17 protein-coding genes are annotated in these 20,235 nt (G+C 72.4%); 10 read left to right on the top strand and 7 right to left on the bottom strand.

What is annotated here, in order from left to right; translation table 11 throughout:
* The first annotated feature begins 307 nt into the window (after positions 1-307).
* The gene (locus HTZ77_RS39925; protein WP_175594971.1) at positions 308-502 is read left to right on the top strand and encodes a hypothetical protein; all 195 of its coding nucleotides are present in this window, start codon (positions 308-310) and stop codon (positions 500-502) included.
* A 44-nt stretch (positions 503-546) separates the two neighbouring features.
* On the opposite strand, the gene holA is transcribed toward HTZ77_RS39925, so the two are convergent.
* Positions 547-1,530 carry a DNA polymerase III subunit delta gene (gene holA, locus HTZ77_RS39920; protein WP_235995864.1) on the bottom strand — a complete coding sequence of 328 codons (984 nt, stop codon included), beginning with the start codon at positions 1,528-1,530 and terminating at the stop codon, positions 547-549.
* A 501-nt stretch (positions 1,531-2,031) separates the two neighbouring features.
* The gene (locus tag HTZ77_RS39915; RefSeq protein ID WP_328809050.1) at positions 2,032-4,455 is read right to left on the bottom strand and encodes a ComEC/Rec2 family competence protein; all 2,424 of its coding nucleotides are present in this window, start codon (positions 4,453-4,455) and stop codon (positions 2,032-2,034) included.
* 66 nt (positions 4,456-4,521) lie between these two features.
* Here HTZ77_RS39915 and HTZ77_RS47025 point away from each other — a divergent pair, with 66 nt between their 5' ends.
* The gene (locus HTZ77_RS47025) at positions 4,522-4,956 is read left to right on the top strand and encodes a hypothetical protein (RefSeq protein WP_235995862.1); all 435 of its coding nucleotides are present in this window, start codon (positions 4,522-4,524) and stop codon (positions 4,954-4,956) included.
* 313 nt (positions 4,957-5,269) lie between these two features.
* Here HTZ77_RS47025 and HTZ77_RS47860 read toward each other — a convergent pair whose 3' ends face one another.
* Entirely contained in the window at positions 5,270-5,728 is a 459-nt protein-coding gene (locus HTZ77_RS47860; RefSeq protein ID WP_328809049.1) for a ComEA family DNA-binding protein, read from the bottom strand.
* A 154-nt stretch (positions 5,729-5,882) separates the two neighbouring features.
* Between HTZ77_RS47860 and HTZ77_RS39905 the strand changes: the two genes are divergently transcribed.
* Complete coding sequence (locus HTZ77_RS39905; protein ID WP_175594968.1) at positions 5,883-6,023, top strand: hypothetical protein; 141 nt, start codon at positions 5,883-5,885, stop codon at positions 6,021-6,023.
* Between the two features lie 621 nt (positions 6,024-6,644).
* Here HTZ77_RS39905 and HTZ77_RS39900 read toward each other — a convergent pair.
* From HTZ77_RS39900 to HTZ77_RS39885, 4 genes are all read right to left on the bottom strand, one after another.
* On the bottom strand, positions 6,645-7,460 hold the full coding sequence (locus HTZ77_RS39900) for a DegV family protein (RefSeq protein ID WP_175594967.1): 816 nt from the start codon (positions 7,458-7,460) through the stop codon (positions 6,645-6,647).
* 110 nt (positions 7,461-7,570) lie between these two features.
* Positions 7,571-8,779 (bottom strand): imidazolonepropionase, encoded by a 1,209-nt coding sequence (gene hutI / locus HTZ77_RS39895; protein ID WP_175594966.1) that lies wholly within the window; start codon positions 8,777-8,779, stop codon positions 7,571-7,573.
* Between the two features lie 404 nt (positions 8,780-9,183).
* Complete coding sequence (gene hflX / locus HTZ77_RS39890; protein WP_407940642.1) at positions 9,184-10,608, bottom strand: GTPase HflX; 1,425 nt, start codon at positions 10,606-10,608, stop codon at positions 9,184-9,186.
* Between the two features lie 93 nt (positions 10,609-10,701).
* A complete protein-coding gene (locus HTZ77_RS39885) occupies positions 10,702-11,400 on the bottom strand; it encodes a DUF4097 family beta strand repeat-containing protein (protein WP_175594964.1) in 699 nt (232 codons plus the stop codon).
* A gap of 156 nt (positions 11,401-11,556) precedes the next feature.
* Here HTZ77_RS39885 and aceB point away from each other — a divergent pair, with 156 nt between their 5' ends.
* The 7 genes from aceB to HTZ77_RS39850 all read left to right on the top strand — a co-directional run bounded on the left by aceB (position 11,557) and on the right by HTZ77_RS39850 (position 20,070).
* On the top strand, positions 11,557-13,134 hold the full coding sequence (gene aceB / locus HTZ77_RS39880; protein ID WP_175594963.1) for a malate synthase A: 1,578 nt from the start codon (positions 11,557-11,559) through the stop codon (positions 13,132-13,134).
* 10 nt (positions 13,135-13,144) lie between these two features.
* Positions 13,145-14,605 carry an FAD-linked oxidase C-terminal domain-containing protein gene (locus tag HTZ77_RS39875; protein WP_235995858.1) on the top strand — a complete coding sequence of 487 codons (1,461 nt, stop codon included), beginning with the start codon at positions 13,145-13,147 and terminating at the stop codon, positions 14,603-14,605.
* The gene (locus tag HTZ77_RS39870; RefSeq protein ID WP_175594962.1) at positions 14,605-15,780 is read left to right on the top strand and encodes an FAD-binding oxidoreductase; all 1,176 of its coding nucleotides are present in this window, start codon (positions 14,605-14,607) and stop codon (positions 15,778-15,780) included. The genes HTZ77_RS39875 and HTZ77_RS39870 overlap by 1 nt, the downstream gene beginning before the upstream one ends.
* Before the next feature lies 1 nt (position 15,781).
* Positions 15,782-16,984, top strand: coding sequence for a (Fe-S)-binding protein (locus tag HTZ77_RS39865; protein WP_175594961.1), 1,203 nt, complete (start codon positions 15,782-15,784; stop codon positions 16,982-16,984).
* Positions 16,985-17,027: 43 nt separating this feature from the next.
* The gene (locus tag HTZ77_RS39860) at positions 17,028-17,780 is read left to right on the top strand and encodes an IclR family transcriptional regulator (RefSeq protein ID WP_175594960.1); all 753 of its coding nucleotides are present in this window, start codon (positions 17,028-17,030) and stop codon (positions 17,778-17,780) included.
* 50 nt (positions 17,781-17,830) lie between these two features.
* Positions 17,831-18,043: a DUF2277 domain-containing protein gene (locus HTZ77_RS39855; RefSeq protein WP_175594959.1), complete on the top strand. Its 213-nt coding sequence runs from the start codon at positions 17,831-17,833 to the stop codon at positions 18,041-18,043.
* Positions 18,044-18,144: 101 nt separating this feature from the next.
* Complete coding sequence (locus HTZ77_RS39850) at positions 18,145-20,070, top strand: zinc metalloprotease (protein ID WP_175594958.1); 1,926 nt, start codon at positions 18,145-18,147, stop codon at positions 20,068-20,070.
* Positions 20,071-20,235 lie beyond the last annotated feature (165 nt).

Raw genomic sequence — 20,235 nt, 5'->3', positions numbered from 1 at the left:
CCACGTGTGCGGGAGATCCTGGCGCCCCTGGCTCAGCCCTCACGAGCACGAACCACCAAGAGCCGAGCCCGTGAGCCCTGACGGTCCTGGACCATGCTCCGCGAGCCCCAGCCCTACGCCACTGATGACTCCGAGCCGACCCAGGTCATGCTCCCCCAGCACCAGGTGAGCGACCTGAGATCCCGGCAGCGCCAAGCCATCACTCTCGGCTCCTGCCGCCCCGGGTCATGCTCCCCGAGTACCGAGTGAGTGACCTGAGATCCCAGCCGCGCCAAGCCATCACTCTCAGCTCCTGCGGTCTTGGATCGTGCTCCGCGAACCCCAGCCCTGCGCCACTGATGACTCCGAGCCGACCCAGGTCATGCTCCCCCAGCACCAGGTGAGCGACCCGAGGTCCCAGCCGCGCCAGGGCATCACTCTCAGCTTCTGGCGGCCCTCGCGGCTCAACTCGTGGCAGCCCGTGCGGCGCGACTTCCAGCGGCCTTCCCGGCTCAACTCGTGACAGCCCGTGCGGCGCGACTTCCGGCGGCCCTCCCGGCTCGACTTCTAGCGGCCTGTGCGGCTCGCCACGATGATCTGAACCGCGTGTTCCAGCGCGTACGCCGGGTCGGCACCGCCGCCCTTCACTTGTTCGTCGGCGTCGGCCACCGCCTGGATGGCCCGCGACAACCCCTGCGGCCCCCACCCGTTGAGCTGCCGTTTGACCCGATCGATCTTCCAGGGAGGCATGCCGAGCTGGCTCGCCAGCTGACCGCCCCGCAGGTTGCGCGGAGCGCCGGCGACCTTGGCGATCGACCTCAACCCGCCCGCCAGTGCGCTGACCAGCAGCACGGGCGCGACCCCGGTGCCGAGCGCCCAGCGCAACTGCTCCAGGGCCTCGGCCAGCCGTCCCTCCACCGCGGAGTCCGCCACGTTGAACCCCGTGACCTCCGCCCGGCCCTTGTGATAGCGAGCCACAGCGGCGACGCTGACCGTCTTCTCCTCGGTGTCGAAGATGAGCTGGTTGCACGCGGCGGCCAGCTCCCGCAGGTCGTTGCCCACGGCGTCGAGCAATGCCTGGGCGGCGTCGGAGGCGATCGAGCGTCCCGCCCGCTTGAACTCGCTCTTGATGAAGTCGAGCCGCTCCCCCGCCTTGGTCGGCTTGGCCACGGTGACGACGTGCGCCTTGGCCTTCTTGAGCCCGTCGACCAGCGCCTTGCCCTTCGCACCGCCCGGATGCGCCAGCACGAGCACGGTGTCGCCCGACGGATGGGAGGCGTAGGCGACGACCTCGGCGGCGACCTCCTTGACCAGGTCCTGAGCGGATCTGATCACCACCACCGACCGGTCGCCGAACAGCGACGGCGAGGTGAGCTGGACCAGTTCACCGGTCCCCACCTTGGACCCCACGAGGTCATGCACCTCGGCTCCCGGGTCGGCGGCCCGCGCCGCCGCCACGACGGCGCCGACGGCCCGCTCGGCCAGCAACTCCTCATCGCCGACGACCAGGGTCACCAGTGCTGGATCGCTTCCCGCCATGTCGAGCAGCATCCCACGCTCCACCGACAACCGGGTACTCGGCGACGCCGCCCGGGCGGGCCCGCGATGGAGAACCGGCGGTGGGGCGCCTCCCCCCTGGGATTCGGACGGCGTTCCAGGTCAACTCGTACGACCCCCAGACCGATGACTCGCACCGCCCGCAGGCCGATGACTCATACGGCCCTCGCGCCTCGTGAACCCCCCAGACCGATGACTCGTGCAACCCCCCAGACGGATGACTCGCACCGCCCGCAGGCCGATGACTCATACAGCCCCCCAGACTGATGACTCGTACACCCCTCCAGACCGATGAGTCGTACGGCCCCACGCCGATGGCTCGTACGACCCCAGGCCGATGACTCGTACGGCCCTCCAGATCGATGCAAGGTGCCTCGCCCAGGCCATCCGCGAAGCTGGGACACCAGTGAGAGCCACGGCACCCACGCCCGGCACGAGGCGAAGATGCGGGCGCAGGGGAGAGATGCCGGCGCGGGGCATGGAGCCTGATGGCAGTCACCGGCAGAGGCAGGGAGCGCCCGCCCTCCTGCCGGCCCTCCGACCTCCGTGAACCGCCGGCGAGTCTCCGAACCACCAGCGCGTCATTGCCGGCTGCGAAGACGCACCAGCCGCAAGGGCGAGACCGCCAAGACCCAGGACACCACCGGCCAGGCGAGCCCAGACCACTACCCGGCGGGCAAGGCTCAGGCCATCACCGACCGACAAAACCCGACCACCACCCCACAGGCAGACCCAGACCACACCAACCGACAAGACCCGACCACCACCCCAGAGCCTGCCCGGGCATCCAGGAGGAGGCCGGGCATCCTCCTGGCGGCCCCGGGACACGATGGCCAGGCGTCCCTCCCGTTCCACCACTGCGAGATCTCCCGACCGATCCGTCCGGTAGACCCGGGCGCCCAGGCGCTGCAGCATCGACAGCGTGGGTTGCGCCGGATGGCCGTAGTCGTTGCCCGCGCCCACGCTGATCAGGGCGGCTCGGGCGCCCACTGCGGCGAAGAAGGCGGGGTCCTGTCGGGGTGAGCCGTGGTGCGGAACCTTGAGGATGTCGGCCTGGGAGAGCAGGCCACCGCGCAGCAGGTCGTCCTGGGCCTCGGTCTCGATGTCGCCGCTCAACAGCGCCGAGCCGGTCCGCCAGCGTACGTGGAGGACGACACTGGAGTTGTTGGCGGCGCTGCCCTCGCCCTGACCGGTGGGCGCGGCGTGGGTGGGCTCGGGGGCCAGGACGGTCAGCTCGGACGGGCCCAGCCGCCAGCGGGCGCCCGGCGGCGCCGTCCACTGCGGGATGCGGCGCCGGGCGAGGTCCGCCGCCAGCCGGGACGCCTGGTGTTCGAGGGTGCGCTGCGGGCTGACGACGACGGCCCCCACGCGCCTGCCCCTGAGGACGCCGGACAGTCCGTCGATGTGGTCGGCGTGCGGGTGGGTGAGGATGACCAGCGGGACGTCGCTGACGCCGAGGCGGCGCAGGCAGCGGTCCATGACAACGGGATCAGGACCGGTGTCCACCACGATGCCCCGTCCCGGACCCGCCGCGAGGACCAGGCCGTCCCCCTGGCCGACGTCGCACACCACCATCAGCCACGCCTTCGGCGGCCAGGGAGCGACGAGCGGTCGTACGATCAGCAGCACGACCAGCGCACCCGCCGCCACCGCCAGGGTCACGGCCCTCCAGGAGCGGCGCCTGACCAACAGCGTCACGACGACAGCCGCCAGGGCGAGCAGCCCGAGACCCGTGACGCCACCGGGCCAGGGCAGAGTCGCGAGCGGAAGTCCCACCGCCCAGCAGGCCACCGTGATGATCCAGCCCACCGCGTAGCCGGCGGGGACGACGATCAGCCGCGCCGCCGTCGGCCAGAACGGCGCCACCAGCGCGGCGGCGAACCCGAGCAGCGTCGCGGGCGCCACCGCGGGGCCGGCGAGCAGGTTGGCCGGGATCGCGGCCAGGGACACCTGACCGGCCATGAGCACGAGCACCGGTGTCACGGCGACCTGCGCGGCGATGGGCACGGCGACGGCCTCGGCCGCCCACCCGGGCAGCCTCGTCCTCAGCTTCAGCCGGTCGCGCCACCGGGGCGCCAGAAGGAGGATGCCGGCCGTCGCGCAGACGGACAGGGCGAAGCCGTACGAGACCGCCAGGTCGGGCGAGAAGAGGAGCAGCAGGAGCACGGCCGCCGAGAGCGCGGCGATCCCGTCCTTGGGCCGGCCGGTGGCGAGGGCGATGGCGGCGACCAGGCCCATGAGGAGGGCTCTCAGCACGCTCGGCGAGGGCCGGGCGACCACGGCGAAGCCGATCATGGCCACGGCGGCGAGACCCGCCCTGAGGGTGAGCGGGAGTCCGACCAGGCGGGAGAGAGCGAGCGCCGCACCCGCCACGATGCTCAGGTTCGTGCCGCTCACGGCATTGAGGTGGTTCAGGCCGGAGTCCTTGAGGTCCGCACTGACTTGGGGGTCCATGCGGGAGACGTCGCCCACGACGAGGCCGGGCAGGAGGCCGCGTTGATCAGCGGGGAGGACGTCGGCCGCTGTGCGCAGACCTTCTCTCAGCGTGCCGGCGACCGCTTGGACGCGGCTCGGGTGTGTGAGGACGCTGGGGGTTCCGCGGACGAACAGGACGGCGGCGGTCAGTTCGCCCGGGGTGGGCGCGGCGAGACGCGCGGTCACCTGGACGCGCTGGCTGGGGAGGAGCGGGCGCCATGCGGGGCCGTGGGCGAGGACGAGGACGGGGAGGCTCACGGCTTCGCGGCGGTGGGGTGTCCGGTAGGCGTCGAGGGTGGCGTGGACGACGACCTGCTCCTGGCCGAACCGTCCAGGCTTGATCTTGGGGTCGTCGGTGAGGGTGATGTCGGCGGTGATCGTGGCTCCTTGGCGGGCGAGCACGGCGATGGGGCCGGTGGTGACGGCGTGAACCCGTACGGCCACGGACGCGGAGGCGGCGGCCGTGCAGGCCAGGGTGGCGATGATCAGGTTGCGCCAGGGGCGTGGGCGGTGGCCGTGCTTGTGGGGGCGCTCACGTCGGCGATGGATGCTGCCGCGATCGTCTTCGCTTGGGTGGTGTGGATCGTCGTGGCGGTGCCGCTCGTCGTGCCGGTGCCCGTCGTCATGGCGGTGCCCGTCGTCATGGCGGTGCCCGTCGTCATGGCGGTGCCCGTCGTCATGGCGGTGCCCGTCGTCATGGCGGTGCCCGTCGTCATGGCGGTGCCCGTCGCCAGGAGGGGCCCAGTCGTCGTGGTGGTGGCTTACGTGGCGACGGGTGCCTGCGTGGGGGTGGTCGCGTGCGTAGGAGAGATCGTCCGCGCGAAGGGCGGTGGTGTGCATGCGCGGGCGATCGTCTGTATGAGCCGTGTGGCGTGCACCACCTGGACGTTCGCCTGGGTGCGGTTCGGCTCTCTGGGAGAGGTGGTGGCGGTGGCGGGTGATTGATGCCGTGACGAGGGCTCCGAGTGCGGCGAGCGCTGACACGGTGAGGCCGGCGGCGGGAGCACTGTGAAGGAGCACCAGGGTTGCGGCCCAGGTGGCGAGGGCAGGGCATGTGAGGATCCAGACGTGGGCTCCGACGTTCGCTTGTGCTGTGTCCTCGGCCGGTGTCGTGACTGGATGCGAGCCGGTGGTGCGATCGCCGGGCCCGTCGGGAGCGGCCTTGGGCGGGCGATCGGGGGACCCGCCGCGGAGGGGAGCAGGGGCGGAATCGCGTGGCATGGCGAACGTCGGCCTGGGGGTGGAGTGGCGGGACATGTCAGATGCGGACCTTGTTCTTGATTTCCTCGTACTTCTTGGCGCCGATGCCCGGGACCTCCTGGAGTTGGGTCACGCTGGTGAAGCCGCCATGGGTGGTGCGGAACTCGGCGATGCGTGCCGCCAGGACCTCGCCTACGCCGGGCAGCTGCTCCAGTTGGTCAGGCGTGGCGGTGTTGAGGTCGAGGACCGTGGTGGCGGGGTCCGGCAGGGGCGGGGGCTGGGTGTTGCCGAGGCCGGGGGCGCCGATGGTGATCTGTTCGCCGTCGACGAGGCGTCTGGCGAGATTGACCGAGGCCGCTGCGGCGGGCTGACGCACTCCCCCGGCGGCTTTCACCGCGTCGGCCACGCGGGCGCCCATGGGGAGGGTGTACATGCCGGGCTTGCGTACCTTGCCGGTGATGTGGACGGTGACCTCACCCGTGGGGGTCGGCGAGAGAGGCGACGCCGGGCGGGACACCCGCTCTTGCGGTGCGGGGGATGCGACGGGGAGCGGCTCCGGGACTGGTTCTGAACGCCAGAGGAAGAGGCCTGCGGCCACGGCCGCCAGGACGGCCAGGAGAAGGAGCACGCGCAAGCCAGGGCGGCCTGGGTCGAGGGCTGGGGCCTTGGCGGTGACGGCTGCGCGGAACGCCTCGAAGGACGGGGGCAAGGTCGGGGACGGGGAGAAGGTCGGGGTGGCGGGGGTGTCCAGGAAGTCGGGGGCGTGGGCGCTCGGCGTGGGGCCGACGTGGGCGTCGGCCGCCGTGGAGTAGTCGTCTTCGGAGTGGGCGGCCCAGGAGATGGCGGTCGGAGAGCGCGAGTCTGGGGCGTGCGTGTCGCGGGGGGTGGCGGCATACCTCGTGGCATGGCGGAGGCGGCGGTGTGGTCTGGCGGGGTCCCCCGCGCTGACGGCGTCAAGGGTGACACTGGGGTGGAGGGGGTGGGCGTCGGCCTGCGTCAGGTGGGCAGCAGGGCGGTCGGCGTCGCCTGGGGCGTTGTCCTGGGGATGAACGTCAGCGCTGTGGGTGGTCTGCGTGTACGGGTGTCGGCGTTCGCCGGTGCGGGCTGACGGCGCGATCGGGGCAATCAGAAGCGGGTGAGCTTGCTTGAGCCGATCCGAAAGGGGCTCCTGGAGGGCGGCCGCGACGGACGGCTCCGCCGACGCGCTGGGGAGAGCCGGAGTGTCCTGGAGGGCGGATATGGGGCGGGGACGGCTGCGGGCAGGAGCCGTGAGGGAGCGCAGCCGCGCCTCGGCCACGGTCCGCTCGTTGGTCAGGTCCTGGGAACGCACGCCCCAGAACGTACGGCCGCGCCCGGCCTGCGGAATCGGGCGAACGGCGTTCTGGGGATAAGGGTTCGGGCGTCGTGCGTCGCTGTGGAGAACCGCCCAGGGACTACGGGCGGTCTTCCGGGCACACCGTCAGGCCGAGCATGCCGGGTCCCACGTGCACCCCGATCACCGCCCCCACCTCCACGAGCCGTAAGTCGGTCACCCCGGGCAGTCTCTTCGGCAGGCGCTCCGCCAGGGCCCTGGCCCGGTCCCACGCCGCCAGGTGCTGGACCGCCACCCGCGCCGGGCCCTGGCCGGCCGCCGCGACCGCCAGGTCCTCCAGGCGGGCGATGGCCCGCGTGGCCGTGCGGACCTTCTCCAGCAGCACCACCCGCCCGTCCACGAAGTGCAGCAGCGGCTTGATGGCGAGCGCCGAGCCGAACAGCGACGCCGCCGTGCCGACGCGGCCACCGCGGCGCAGCGACTCCAGCGTGTCGGCGTAGAAGAACGTCCGGGTACGGGCCGCGCACCCCAGCGCCGCCCGGACCACGCCCTCCAGTTCCTCCCCGCGGGCGGCGGCCTCGGCGGCGGCCAGCACCGGGAAGCCGAGTCCCATGGCGATGGAGCCGCTGTCGATCACCTCCACCGGCAACGGCGCCTCCTTGGCGGCGATCCGGGCCGACTCCGCCGTGCCGGACAGCTCCCCCGACAGGTGGATCGACACGATCTGCGTGGCCCCCGCGGCGGCCAGGGCCGCGTAGCAGGAGGCGAAGCGGGCGGGCGCGGGGCGCGAGGTGGTGGCCGCGTGCAGGTCTCCCGTGAACTCCCCCTCGTCGCACGACGTGCCGCCCGACACCACCTGTACGGGTATGACCGAGACGCCCGGCGTCGGGGGCAGGTAGGCGGTGGAGTCCGTGACGACGGCGACCGAGGGCGGCATATCAGGAGAGTAGCCAGTTGGGGGTATTTCAACCCTGTCCGTCAGGGGCCGATCAGCCGCTCGGCCTCACCGCACGCCCCCGCCGCTCAACGCCGCCGGGGAGAACGGCGTCACTGGACCGGGATGCCGCCTCGCCACACCCGGCGCGGCTTGAGGCCGAAGGACCAAGCGAAGGCGCCCTCGTGGTCGGCGTCCCACTGGACGATGTCGGCGAGCCGGCCCGGGGCGAGGACGCCGCGGTCGGGCGCGCCGAGCACCGTGGCGCCGCCCAGCGTGGCCGCGCGCAGGGCGTCGTTGACGCTCATCCCGAACGCCGACACCGCGAGCGCGATGACCAGCGACATCGAGGTGATGCCGCAGTAGCCGGGGTTGTGGTCGCTGCCGAGCGCGATCTGCACGCCGTGCTTGATCATCTGACGCACCGGCGGGAGCTTGCCCCGCTGGAGCGCCGTGGCGGGGCTGACCACGGCCGGCACGCCGTACCGGGACATGATCGCGATGTCCTCGTCGGACATGTGGTGGAGGCCGTCGGCGGAGGCGCAGCCCAGTTCGGCGGCGAGCTGCACGGCGCCGCGCCGGCTGAACAGGCCGGCGTGGATGCGCGGCAGCAGGCCGACGTTGCGGCCCGAGGCGAGCACCCAGCGGGACTCCTCGGTGGTGAAGTGGCCCTCGTCGCAGTAGACGTCGACGCTGTCGGCGCCCGCAGCCGCGGCGTCGGCGCACCAGGCGCCCACGGCCTCGACGTACTCGCGCTGGCGGCCGAAGTACTCGGGCGGCACGACGTGCCCGGCGAGGAACGTGACGTGCACCCGCGGCATCATCGGCTCCTTCTCCAGCTCGCGCAGGAGCCGCACGTCGGCGAGCTCGCCGTCGCGGGTGAGGTGGTAGCCGGTCTTGGCCTCGACGGTCGTGGTGCCGCTGAGCAGCCAGCCGCGCAGGCGCTCACGCACGCCGTTGCACAGGGTCCACGGGTCGGTGCCGCGGGTCACGGTGACGGTGGAGCCCACGCCGCCGCCCGCGGCGGTGATGGCGGAGGAGGTGGAGCCGCTGGTGCGGATCGCCAGCTCGGCGTAGCGGTTGCCGGCGTAGACGGGATGCGTGTGCGCGTCGATGAGGCCGGGTGTGACCAGGGCGCCGCCGAGGTTCTCGACGTGGTCGACGTCGACGATGTCGTCGACGACTCCGGGGACGCTCTGCGGGAGGTCGGGAGCCCGTCCGACCCAGGCGATCCGGTCGTTGTGCACGAGAATGGCCGCGTTGCTGAGGACCTCGTTGCCGGTCCACAGGCGGCCGATGTTGGTCAGCAGCCGAACGGTCACCGCATCACCACCCCGCACGAGCGCGTCACCCAGCGCACGGCACGCGCGGCGCCCACTGAGTCGGCTCCGGGTAGGGACGACATGGGGGAGTCTCCTGATCTCATCCGCTCGGCTGTGCGGTGACCGTATCGCCAGACTCATGATCCGGCGATTTCAGTTCAGTTACGTTATTTCACAGGCTGGCTCGGTGTACAGGGTTATTCGGAAGAAAGCCCAATCATCCCAGCTGTCACCGTGCCCCGATCGTTCCCTGAGACCCCCGCAGGCACCAAGAATCGTCATCTGAAACCCGCGACGTTGTTGTGGTAAGGCTCGGCATATCCTAGCAATCCGAGGGTTCCACGGCCACTGTCGCTTTTGGGCAGCTCTGCGAACTATTTCGACAGAGCTGCCCAACCATCCCATCAAGAAGAGATGCGTTCCACCGGCTTGCCCACCCGCTCCAATTCCTGGAACAGGCCGCCGAGCACGCGCGCGTGCAGCACGGTGCCGTCCTCGACGTGGTCCACCGAGAGCACCTCGCCCTCCTTGTGGGCCCGCGAGATCAGGTCGCCCCGCTCGTACGGGACGAGCAGCGTGACCTCGTGGTCGAGCCGGGGCAGCCGCTGCTCGATGAGCTCCATCAGCTCGGTGATCCCGGCGCCGGTGCGCGCGGAGACCACGATGCTGTCGCGCTCGCGGCGGGAGATCCGGTCGATCACCTCGGGATCGGCGGCGTCGGCCTTGTTGATCACCACGATCTCGGGCACGTCGGAGGCGCCCTCGATGTCGGCGATGACCTCGCGGACCGCCGCGAGCTGCCCCTCGGGGTCGGGGTGCGAGCCGTCGACCACGTGCAGGATCAGGTCGGCGTCGCCGACCTCCTCCAGCGTGGAGCGGAACGCCTCGACGAGCTGGTGCGGCAGGTGCCGCACGAAGCCGACGGTGTCGGCGATCGTGAACAGCCTGCCCTCCGCCGTGCGCGCCCGGCGCACGGTCGGGTCGAGCGTGGCGAACAGCGCGTCCTCCACCAGCACGCCCGCGCCGGTGACGCGGTTGAGCAGGGAGGACTTGCCCGCGTTGGTGTAGCCGGCGATCGCGACCGCCGGGACCTCGCGCTTGGCGCGCCGCTGGCGCATGGTCTCGCGCGAGGTGGACATGCCGCTGATCTGGCGGCGCAGCTTGGCCATCCGCTCGCGGATGCGGCGGCGGTCCAGCTCGATCTTCGTCTCACCGGGGCCACGGCCGCCGATGCCGACGCCGCCCGCGGCGCGGCCGCCGACCTGGCGCGACAGGTTGCCGCCCCAGCCGCGCAGGCGCGGCAGGAGGTACTGCAACTGGGCCAGCTCGACCTGGGCCTTGCCCTCACGGCTCTTGGCGTGCTGGGCGAAGATGTCGAGGATCAGCGCGGTGCGGTCGATGACCTTCACCTTGACCGTGTCCTCGAGCTGGCGGAGCTGACCGGGGGTCAGCTCGCCGTCGCAGATCACGGTGTCGGCGCCGGTCGACTCGACGATGTCGCGCAGTTCGAGCGCCTTGCCCGAGCCGATGTAGGTGGCGGGGTCGGGCTTCTTCCGGCGCTGGATGAGGCCCTCCAGGACCTCGGACCCGGCCGTCTCGGCCAGGAGCTTCAGCTCCATCAGGGAGTTCTCGGCGTCCTCCGCCGTGCCCGAGGTCCAGACGCCGACGAGGACGACCCTCTCGAGCCGGAGCTGCCGGTATTCGACCTCGGAGACGTCCTGGAGCTCGGTGGAGAGGCCGGCCACGCGGCGCAGCGCCTGGCGCTCCTCCAGATCCATCTCGCCGGTCTCGAACGGTTCGAGCGCGGAGTATTCGTGCATTCGTGTCATCTCTAATAGGGAACGTCTGGACACCGTGGTGTCTTCCCCGATGGTGACACGACATCCGCGATGTGGGCACCTGGTTATCGGGGCAACACGCGGCTAGGCGGGTGAGACGGTGATGTCGCCCGACCCGGCCTCCAGCGTGAGCTTGCGCGGCGAGGAGTCGTCGTCCTTGACGGAGATGTTCTCGTCGCCCGAGCCGGTCTTGGTGGTCACCGCGTACGAGCCGTCGGGGACGCGCAGCCCGATGTCGCCCGAGCCGGCGTCGACCTGGACGCTGTCGGGCGCCGCCACGTACTTGAGCTCGACGCCGCCCGAGCCCGCCTCGGCGATGGTGGACTTGGCGCCGAGGCCGGTGCCGTCGATGTCGCCCGAGCCGGTCGAGACCTCGGTCGTCCCGGTGAGCGAGCGCAGCGTGATGTCGCCGGAGCCGTTCTTCACGGTCACCGCGAGGCCCTTGGGGACCTCGACCTTGTAGTTGACGTCGCAGTCGCCCCAGCCCTTGATGCCGCTCCCGCAGGTGTAGGTGAGCAGCAGGGTGTCGCCCTCGACCTTGTGCTCGGTCTTCGGCTTGTTGTCCCGCCACTGGATGGTCTCGGTGACGCGCACGGCGGTCCCGTCGTACTCGGTGACCGCGACGTCGCCCGACCCGCTCTTGACCTGGAGCCGGGAGACCTTGTCGGTGACCTGGTAGTCGACGGTGTCCTGGTTGGTCGGACCGGCCAGGCTCTGCAGCCCGCAGCCCGTCAGCAGCGCCGTCGAGGCGAGCAGCCCGCCCGCGATCACGATCGTCTTCATGTCCCAGATCCTCGCGCGCGCCGGGCCTTCCGGCATCGGGGATCCCCCCTGAGCGGTCCCCGGGGTACCCCCACCTTTGACCCTGGAACGGGCTTGAAGTAGCTTCACTTCCATAACCCGGAAGCTAATTTCCACACAGCGGAAAAAGGGGGCGATATGGAGATCAACGGCCCGATCCTCGACCGGTTCGACGAGATCCTCACGCCGGAGGCACTCGGCTTCGTGGCGGCGCTCCAGAAGGAGTTCGGCCCCCGCCGCCTGGAGCTGCTCGAAGCCCGTCAGGCCAAGCAGGAGGAGCTGTCCGCCGGCGGCACCCTCGACTTCCTGCCCGGGACGAGGACCGTCAGGGAGAGCGAGTGGAGCGTCGCCCCGCCCGCGCCCGGCCTGGAGGACCGAAGGGTCGAGATCACCGGCCCGGTCGACCGCAAGATGACCATCAACGCGCTCAACTCCGGCGCCAAGGTCTGGCTGGCCGACTTCGAGGACGCCAACTCCCCGCTGTGGGCCAACTGCGTCGGCGGCCAGCTCAACCTGCGCGACGCGCTCGACCGCGCCATCGACTTCGAGTCGGGCGGCAAGACGTACGCGCTGCGGCCCGACGACGAGCTGGCCACGATCGTCGTGCGCCCGCGCGGCTGGCACCTGGACGAGAAGCACGCCAAGGTGGACGGCCGGCCCGTGTCGGCGTCGCTGTTCGACTTCGGCCTCTACTTCTTCCACTGCGCGCAGCGGCAGCTCGACAAGGGCAAGGGCCCGTACTTCTACCTGCCCAAGATGGAGTCGCACCTGGAGGCGCGGCTCTGGAACGAGGTGTTCGTCCGCGCCCAGGAGCTGCTCGGCATCCCGCACGGCACGATCCGGGCGACCGTGCTCATCGAGACGTACCCTGCCGCGTTCGAGATGGAGGAGATCCTGTACGAGCTGCGCGAGCACTCGGCGGGGCTGAACGCGGGCCGCTGGGACTACCTGTTCAGCGTCATCAAGAAGTTCCGCACCCGGGGCAGGGAGTTCCTGCTGCCCGAGCGCAACGCGGTCACGATGACGGCGCCGTTCATGCGCGCGTACACCGAGCTGCTGGTGCGCACCTGCCACAAGCGGGGCGCGCACGCGATCGGCGGCATGGCGGCGTTCATCCCGTCGCGGCGCGACCCCGAGGTCAACGCGGTGGCGCTGGAGAAGGTCCGCGCGGACAAGACCCGCGAGTCGGGTGACGGCTTCGACGGCTCCTGGGTGGCGCACCCCGACCTGGTGCCGGTCTGCCGGGAGGTGTTCGACGCGGTCCTCGGCGACCGGCCGAACCAGCTCGACCGCCGGCGCGAGGACGTCGGCGTCTCGGCCGCCAACCTGCTGTCCGTGGCCAAGACGCCCGGCGAGATCACCGAGAAGGGCCTGCGCAACAACGTGGACGTGGCGCTGCGCTACCTCGCCGCCTGGATGGGCGGGCTGGGCGCGGTGGCCATCCACAACCTCATGGAGGACGCCGCCACCGCCGAGATCTCCCGCTCGCAGATCTGGCAGTGGATCCACAACGACATCACGCTCGCCGACACCGGAGAGCGGGTGACCAAGGACCTCGTCGAGCGGATCATCGCCGAGGAGCTGGAGGCGATCGCCGCCGAGCCGGGCCACGACGAGGAGCTGTACGCTCAGGCCACGGCGCTGTTCAAGGAGGTCGCCCTGGACGACGAGTTCGCCGAGTTCCTCACGCTTCCCGCGTACGCGCGCATGCCGTAGAAGGAGCCGTATGACCCCGAGCCCGTCCCCCGCGATCGCTCCCCTGACGGCCGCCCTGCGCTCGGCCCTGCCCGGCGACTCGGTGATCACCGATCCCGTGCGGCTGCGCACGTACGAGTGCGACGGCCTGACCCATCACCGGGCCGTCCCCGGCGTGGTGGCGCTGCCGGAGACGGCCGAGCAGGTGGCGCTCGTGGTGCGGCTGTGCAACGAGCACGGCGTGCCGTTCGTGGCCCGGGGCTCCGGCACCGGGCTGTCGGGCGGCGCGCTGCCGCGCGAGGACGGCGTGCTCATCGTCACCTCGAAGATGCGCCGGATCCTGGAGATCGACCTGCCGGACCGGCGGGCCGTGGTGGAGCCGGGCGTGACGAACCTCGCCATCACCGAGGCCGTGCGCGAGCGGGGCCACTACTACGCGCCCGACCCGTCCAGCCAGCAGGTGTGCTCCATCGGCGGCAACGTGGCCGAGAACTCCGGCGGCGCCCACTGCCTGAAGTACGGCTTCACCGTCAACCACGTCGAGGCGTGCGAGATCGTCACCCCCGACGGCGACCTGGTCCGGCTCGACCGCATGGACCCGGGCTACGACCTGCTCGGCGCGTTCGTCGGCTCCGAGGGCACGCTGGGGATCGCCACCAAGGTCACGGTACGGCTGAGCCGCGCGCCGGAGGCGGTGATGACCGTGCTGGCCGCGTTCCGGAGCATCGAGGAGGGCGGCCGGGCGGTGTCGGCGATCATCGGCGCGGGCATCGTGCCCGCGGCGATCGAGATGATGGACGCGCTGGCCATCGAGGCCGCCGAGGCGGCCGTGGCCTGCTCCTACCCGGCCGGCGCCGGCGCGGTGCTGATCGTGGAGCTCGACGGCCCCGCGGCGGAGGTGGAGGCGCAGTTCGCCCGGCTGCGCGAGCTGTGCTCGGGCGCGTTCGAGATGCGGGTGGCGGCCGACGCGGCCGAGCGGGCGGCCGTGTGGAAGGGCCGCCGGTCGGCGTTCGCCGCGGTGGGGCGCATCAGCCCGGCCTACATCGTGCAGGACGGCGTGGTGCCGCGCACCTCGCTGCCGCGGGTGCTGGCCGCCATCGACCGGCTGTCGGCCGAGCACGGCATCCGGGTGGCCAACGTCTTCCACGCCGGTGACGGCAACCTGCATCCGCTGGTGCTGTTCGACGACGCCGAGCCGGGCGCCGGTGAGCGGGCCGAGGTGGTGTCGGGCGCGATCCTCGACCTGTGCGTCGAGCACGGCGGCTCGATCACCGGCGAGCACGGCGTGGGGGTGGACAAGGCCCGCTACATGCCGAAGATGTTCACCGGCGACGATCTGGACACCATGCAGCTCGTCCGGTGCGCCTTCGACCCGAGGGGGCTGTCCAACCCGGGCAAGGTGTTCCCGACGCCGCGGCTGTGCGGCGAGGTGCCGGGCGTGCGCAAGGGCGTCCACCCACTGGTCGAGTCGGGGGAGGCGGAGCAGTTCTGATGGCGCGCGAGCTGCTGGAGAAGACCGGCGTGACGCTCAGGGACGCCGCGGCCGGCGACGCGGTCGGCGGGGTGACGCCGCGCTGGGTGGCGCTGCCGGAGACGGTCGAGGAGGTCTCGGCCGTGCTGCGGGCCTGCGCCGAGGGCGACCTCGCGCTCACCCCGGCGGGCGGCGGCACGAAGCTGCACTGGGGCGCGCCGCCGGAGCGCTGCGACGTGCTGCTCGACCTGTGCTGCCTGAACGAGGTGCTGGAGCACGCGGCGGGCGACCTGGTGGTGCGCGTCCAGGCAGGGGTGACGATGGGCGCCCTCGCCGGCGTGCTCGCCGCCGAGGAGCAGGAGCTGGCGCTGGACGCGCCGCCCGAGGCCACCGTGGGCGGCACGCTCGCCACCGCCGCGTGCGGCCCGCGCGCCTTCCGGTACGGGGCGCCGCGCGACCTGCTGATCGGCGTCACCGTCGTGCTGGCCGACGGCACCGTGGCCCGCTCGGGCGGCAAGGTGGTCAAGAACGTCGCGGGCTACGACCTCGGCAAGCTGTTCACCGGCTCGTACGGCACGCTGGGCGTGATCGCCGAGGCCGCGTTCCGGCTGCACCCGCTGCCCCCCGACCGGCGCTGGCTGGTGGTGCACGACGCCGCGCCGCCCCGCGAGCTGGCCGCGCTCCTGGCGGCCTCCCAGGCCGAGCCCGGCGCGGTCGAGCTCGAACGGCCCGGCCCCGGCGCCCCGGTGACGATGGCCGCGCTGGTCGAGGGAACGGCCGCCGAGGAGCGGGCGCGGGCCCTGCGCGACGCCGTGGGAGCGGGTGAGGTGTCGCCGGAGCCGCCCGCGTGGTGGGACGCGCCGCCGTACGAGGAGGTGCTGGTGGAGGCCCGGTTCGTGCCCGGCGCGCTCGACGGGGTGCTGGAGGCCGCGGACGCGCACGCGCTGCGGCTGCGCGGCTCCCCCGTCTCCGGCCGCCTGCGCCTGTCGCCCGCGGGCCAGATCACCGAGGAGCGGCTGGCCGCCGCCGTGGCCGCGCTGCGGGAGCGGGCGCACGCCGCGGTCGTGCTGGCCGCGCCGTACGAGGGCGTGGACCGGTGGGGCCCGGTCGGCGCGCTGCCGCTGATGCGGCGGGTCAAGCAGCAGTTCGACCCCGGGCGCAGGATGTCGCCGGGACGGTTCGCGGGAGGGATCTGACATGGACCCGGAGCTGATCGACGACTGTGTCCACTGCGGGTTCTGCCTGCCCACGTGCCCGACGTACGTGCTGTGGGGCGAGGAGATGGACTCCCCGCGCGGCCGCATCCACCTGATGAAGCAGCACGTCGAGGGCACCCCGGTCACGCCCGAGATGGCGGGGCACTTCGACGCCTGCCTGGGCTGCATGGCCTGCGTCACGGCCTGCCCGTCCGGAGTGCGCTACGACCGGCTGATCGAGCTGACGCGGGCCGAGGTGGAGCGCGTCCACGAGCGGGAGCCGCGTGAGCGGGCCGTGCGCGAGCTGGTCTTCGGCCTGTTCCCCTATCCGCGCCGGCTACGGCTGTCCAGGCCGCTGACCGGCCTGACGCGGCGGCTGGCGCCGTTCCTGGAGCGGGCGCACCCGAGCCTGGGCGCGATGGCCGCGCTCACGCCCGTCGTCGAGCGGCGGCAGCGCCTGCCGCGCCTGGTGCGCGCCAGGGGGCCGCGCCGCGCCGTCGTGGGCATGCTCACGGGCTGCGTGCAACGCGAGTTCTTCCCGCAGGTGAACGCCGCCACCGCCCGGGTGCTGGCGCTGGAGGGCTGCGACGTGGTCGTCCCGCCGGGCCAGGGCTGCTGCGGCGCGCTCAGCGTCCACTCCGGGCGCGAGGAGCAGGCCAGGCGGCTGGCCCGCCGCACGGTCCGCGTGTTCGAGCGGGCCGGGGTGGACACCGTGGTGGTCAACGCGGCGGGCTGCGGCTCGTCGATGAAGGAGTACGGCGAGCTGCTCGGCGCCGAGCCCGCCTTCCGGGTGCGCGACCTGTCGGAGTTCCTGGCCGAGCTGGGACCGGCGGCGACGCGGCATCCGCTGCCGCTCGTCGCGGCCTACCACGACGCCTGCCACCTGGCCCACGCCCAGGGCGTACGGGCCCAGCCGCGCGCCCTGCTGGCCGGCATCCCGGAACTGGAGCTGCGCGAGGTGCCCGAGGCGGCCATCTGCTGCGGCTCGGCCGGCACGTACAACATCTTCCAGCCCGAGGCCGCCCGCGACCTCGGCGACCGCAAGGCCGAGGGGGTGGCCTCGACCGGCGCCGAGCTGCTGGTGTCGGCCAACCCCGGCTGCACGATGCAGATCGCCGCGGCCATGCGCCGGGCCGGTGCGGCGATCAGGGTGGCGCACACGGCCGAGGTCCTGGACGCCTCGCTGCGTGGAGTGCCGCTGTGAGCGGGAGGGTTCTGATCGGGGCGAGGGACGGGGGGACGGGCGCGTGAGCGTGCAGTCGATCGAGCGGGCGCTGGACGTGCTGGAGAGCCTGGCCGAGCACGGCGGCGCGGCCGGCCTGTCGGAGATCGCCGCCAAGACCGGCCTGCCGTACGGCACGATCCACCGGCTGCTGCGCACGCTGCTCGCCCGGGGGTACGTGCGCCAGGAGTCCGACCGGCGCTACGCGCTCGGGGCGGGGCTCATGCGGCTCGGCGGGGTGGCCGAGGGCATGGTGGGCGCGTGGGCGCGGCCGTACCTCGCGCGGATGGTGGAGCTGTCGGGCGAGACGGCCAACCTCGCCGTCATGGAGGGCGACTTCGTCGTGTACGTGGCGCAGGTGCCCTCGCCGCGGCGGCTGCGGATGTTCGCCGAGGTGGGCCGGAGGGTCCTGCCGCACAGCACGGCCGTGGGCAAGGTGCTGCTCGCGGACCGCGCCGCCGACGACGCGGTGACGCTGCTGGAGCGCACCGGCATGCCGCGCCGCACCCCCAACACGATCACCGAGGCCGGGGCCATGCTGGCCGAGCTGGGCCGGGTGCGGGCGCTCGGCTATGCCATGGACCTGGGTGAGGAGGAGCTGGGCGTGCACTGCCTGGCCGTGCCCGTGAGCGACGGCGAGCGGGTGGTGGCCGCCATGTCGGTGTCCGGGCCGGCCGAGCGGATCGACGCGGTGGACCGGGAGGAGCTGGCCGAGGGCATGCGGGGCATCGCGCGGGCGTTCGGCGCGGAGCTGGCGCCGGTGAGCGGCGAGCGTTGACGGCTCCGGCTCCCACGGTTTCTGACGGTGCCGGCCACTACGGTGGAGGCATGTGCCGAAGCATCAAGACGCTGCGCCCGCCGTACGCCGACGACGTCACCGAGGACGACGTGCGGGCGGCGGCGCTGCAGTACGTGCGCAAGATCTCCGGCTTCCGCTCGCCCGCCCCGCACAACGCGGAGGCGTTCGAGCGGGCGGTCGAGGAGATCACCCGGGCCTCGGAGGAGCTGCTGGGGGCGCTGGAGGTCCGCGGCTCGCGCTGAACCGCCCGCCATGACAGTCCCGTGACCGCGCGGGTCGTTGACAGCGGCCCCCGCCGGGAGAAGTCTCCCCGGTGTACCCCATCGGTTCCCAGGGAGCTGCCATGATCAGCGGGCTGTATCAGGGTCAGGACGGCGGATCGCGACTGGAGCTCCGGGTCGACGTGGACGGGGCCCGGCCCACCGGCCGGGTCAGCGGCGACCTGTTCTCCGTGGCGGGCTCGACCACCACGTACGCCGGCTCGTTCGTGGTCCACTCCCCCACGGTCCGGGCGGAGGGTGAGGAGGCGCGCATCGCGGGCCGGGGCGCGTTCACCTTCGACACGCCCGCCAAGGACGTCACCGTCACGCTGACGGGCGGGTCCGGCACCGCCGAGCTGGCCGGGCGCGTCTACCCGGTGACGTTCGCCTCGCCCCACTTCCGGCAGGTGCTGCTGGAGGTCGACTCCGTCGTCGGGACGGTGCCGTTCGCCTCCTATCCGACCTCGGCCCTGCCGACCCCCGCCGGGTGCCCGCCCCGCGAGCTGAGCGTGGCCGCCGCCTACGCCGAGGCCGGGATCGGGCTGACCGTGGCCGAGCCGGGCGTCATCCCGGCCGACGGCTCCGGCGCCGACCTGGCCTGGGACGACGCCGAGCTGCACCACGCGATGACGCAGCAGTTCAGCGTGTTCGCCGACGCGCCGGCCTGGCGGGTGTGGCTGCTGGTGGCCAGCCGGCACGTGGGCGGCTACCGCGGCATCATGTTCGACTACAACGACGCCCACCAGCGGCAGGGCTCGGCCGTGTTCTACGACGCGATCAAGGGCGACTCGCCGCAGGCCCAGCGGGCGCAGTTGCGCACGTACGTCCACGAGCTCGGGCACGCCTTCAACCTGCTGCACTCCTGGCAGAAGAACCTGGGCAGCCCGCCGCAGCCGCTCGGCCCCGAGGGCGGTTTCGGCGACCTGTCGTGGATGAACTACGTGCAGAACTACCGCCCCGGCGGCGAGCCGGGCTACTGGGCGGCGTTCCCGTTCCAGTTCACCGACGCCGAGCTCCTGCACCTGCGGCACGGCTTCTACCGCGACGTCGCGATGGGCGCCAACGCCTTCGGCACCGGCGCGGCCGAGATCGCGCCGTTCGAGCGGCCGGTGGAGGACCTGTCGGGCCTGCGGCTGGAGGTGCGGGCCAAGGAGTGGTTCGGCTTCGGCGAGCCGGTCGTGGTGGAGCTGAAGCTGTCGTACACCGGCGAGCCCCGCCTCACCCACAGCCATCTGCACCCCGACACCGAGTTCACGCAGATCGCCATCACCCAGCCGAGCGGCCGCACCGTCCTGTACCGGCCGATGATGCGCCACTGCGTGGACCACTCCGCCGAGGTGCGGCTCGATCCGGGCAACCCGGCCATGTACCGCAGCGCGTACGTGGGGCACGGCCGCGAGGGCCACTACTTCCAGCAGCCCGGCGAGTACCTCGTGCGCGGCCAGTACATCGCCGCCGACGGCTCGCGCATCGTCTCCGACCCGTGCCTGGTGCGGGTGCGCTACCCGGCCGGCGCCGACGACCACCGGGTGGCCGAGCTGATGCTCGGCGAGGAGCAGGGCAAGCTGTTCTCGCTGCTCGGCTCCGACTCGCCGGAGCTGCGCGCCGGCAACGAGGCGCTGGACGAGCTGATCGACCGGTACGGCGGGCACCCCCTCGCCGTGTACGCCCGGATGGTCAAGGGACTCAACGCCGAGCGGGAGTTCAAGGCCATCACGGCCGGCAAGCGGCTGCGGGTCCGGCCCCCGGACCCCAAGCAGGGCGTCGAACAGCTCTCGGCCGTGGCCCGCGAGGCCGCGTCGGACGGGCTGATCGACAACATCACGCTCAACATGGTGATGCGGCGGCTGGCCCGGGCCGAGGCCCGGCAGGGCGACCTCGGCCGGGCCAACGCCGTGATGGACCGGATGGTGACGATGTTCGAGGAGAAGGGCGTCAACCCGATCGTGCTGGGCCAGATCAGGCGGCAGGCGGAGCTGACGAAGACGGCGCTCGGCGCGGAGTCCTGAGGGGGTCGCCGGACCGGTAATCGACGATTTTCGGCGCCGTTCCCGCTGGTCAGCGGGAGAGCGGTAGATCTTGTGCGAATTTCTGGACGTTCTCTGTGCGGGTGATCCGCAATCTTGATCCCCAGCAAGCGCGTCTCGACAGAGCCAACACAGCTCGGGCGCCGC

The organism is Nonomuraea montanisoli (assembly GCF_013363975.1).
Taxonomy (GTDB): domain Bacteria; phylum Actinomycetota; class Actinomycetes; order Streptosporangiales; family Streptosporangiaceae; genus Nonomuraea; species Nonomuraea montanisoli.
This window is presented reverse-complemented; position numbering and strand designations above follow the sequence as displayed.

Bases quoted from the DNA above. Each gene is read 5' to 3' on its own strand.
- holA (WP_235995864.1), bottom strand. From the start codon at position 1,530: ATGCTGCTCGACATGGCGGGAAGCGATCCAGCACTGGTGACCCTGGTC.
- HTZ77_RS39900 (WP_175594967.1), bottom strand. From the start codon at position 7,460: ATGCCGCCCTCGGTCGCCGTCGTCACGGACTCCACCGCCTACCTGCCC.
- hflX (WP_407940642.1), bottom strand. From the start codon at position 10,608: ATGACACGAATGCACGAATACTCCGCGCTCGAACCGTTCGAGACCGGC.
- HTZ77_RS39885 (WP_175594964.1), bottom strand. From the start codon at position 11,400: ATGAAGACGATCGTGATCGCGGGCGGGCTGCTCGCCTCGACGGCGCTG.
- aceB (WP_175594963.1), top strand. From the start codon at position 11,557: ATGGAGATCAACGGCCCGATCCTCGACCGGTTCGACGAGATCCTCACG.
- HTZ77_RS39875 (WP_235995858.1), top strand. From the start codon at position 13,145: ATGACCCCGAGCCCGTCCCCCGCGATCGCTCCCCTGACGGCCGCCCTG.
- HTZ77_RS39870 (WP_175594962.1), top strand. From the start codon at position 14,605: ATGGCGCGCGAGCTGCTGGAGAAGACCGGCGTGACGCTCAGGGACGCC.
- HTZ77_RS39865 (WP_175594961.1), top strand. From the start codon at position 15,782: ATGGACCCGGAGCTGATCGACGACTGTGTCCACTGCGGGTTCTGCCTG.
- HTZ77_RS39855 (WP_175594959.1), top strand. From the start codon at position 17,831: ATGTGCCGAAGCATCAAGACGCTGCGCCCGCCGTACGCCGACGACGTC.
- HTZ77_RS39850 (WP_175594958.1), top strand. From the start codon at position 18,145: ATGATCAGCGGGCTGTATCAGGGTCAGGACGGCGGATCGCGACTGGAG.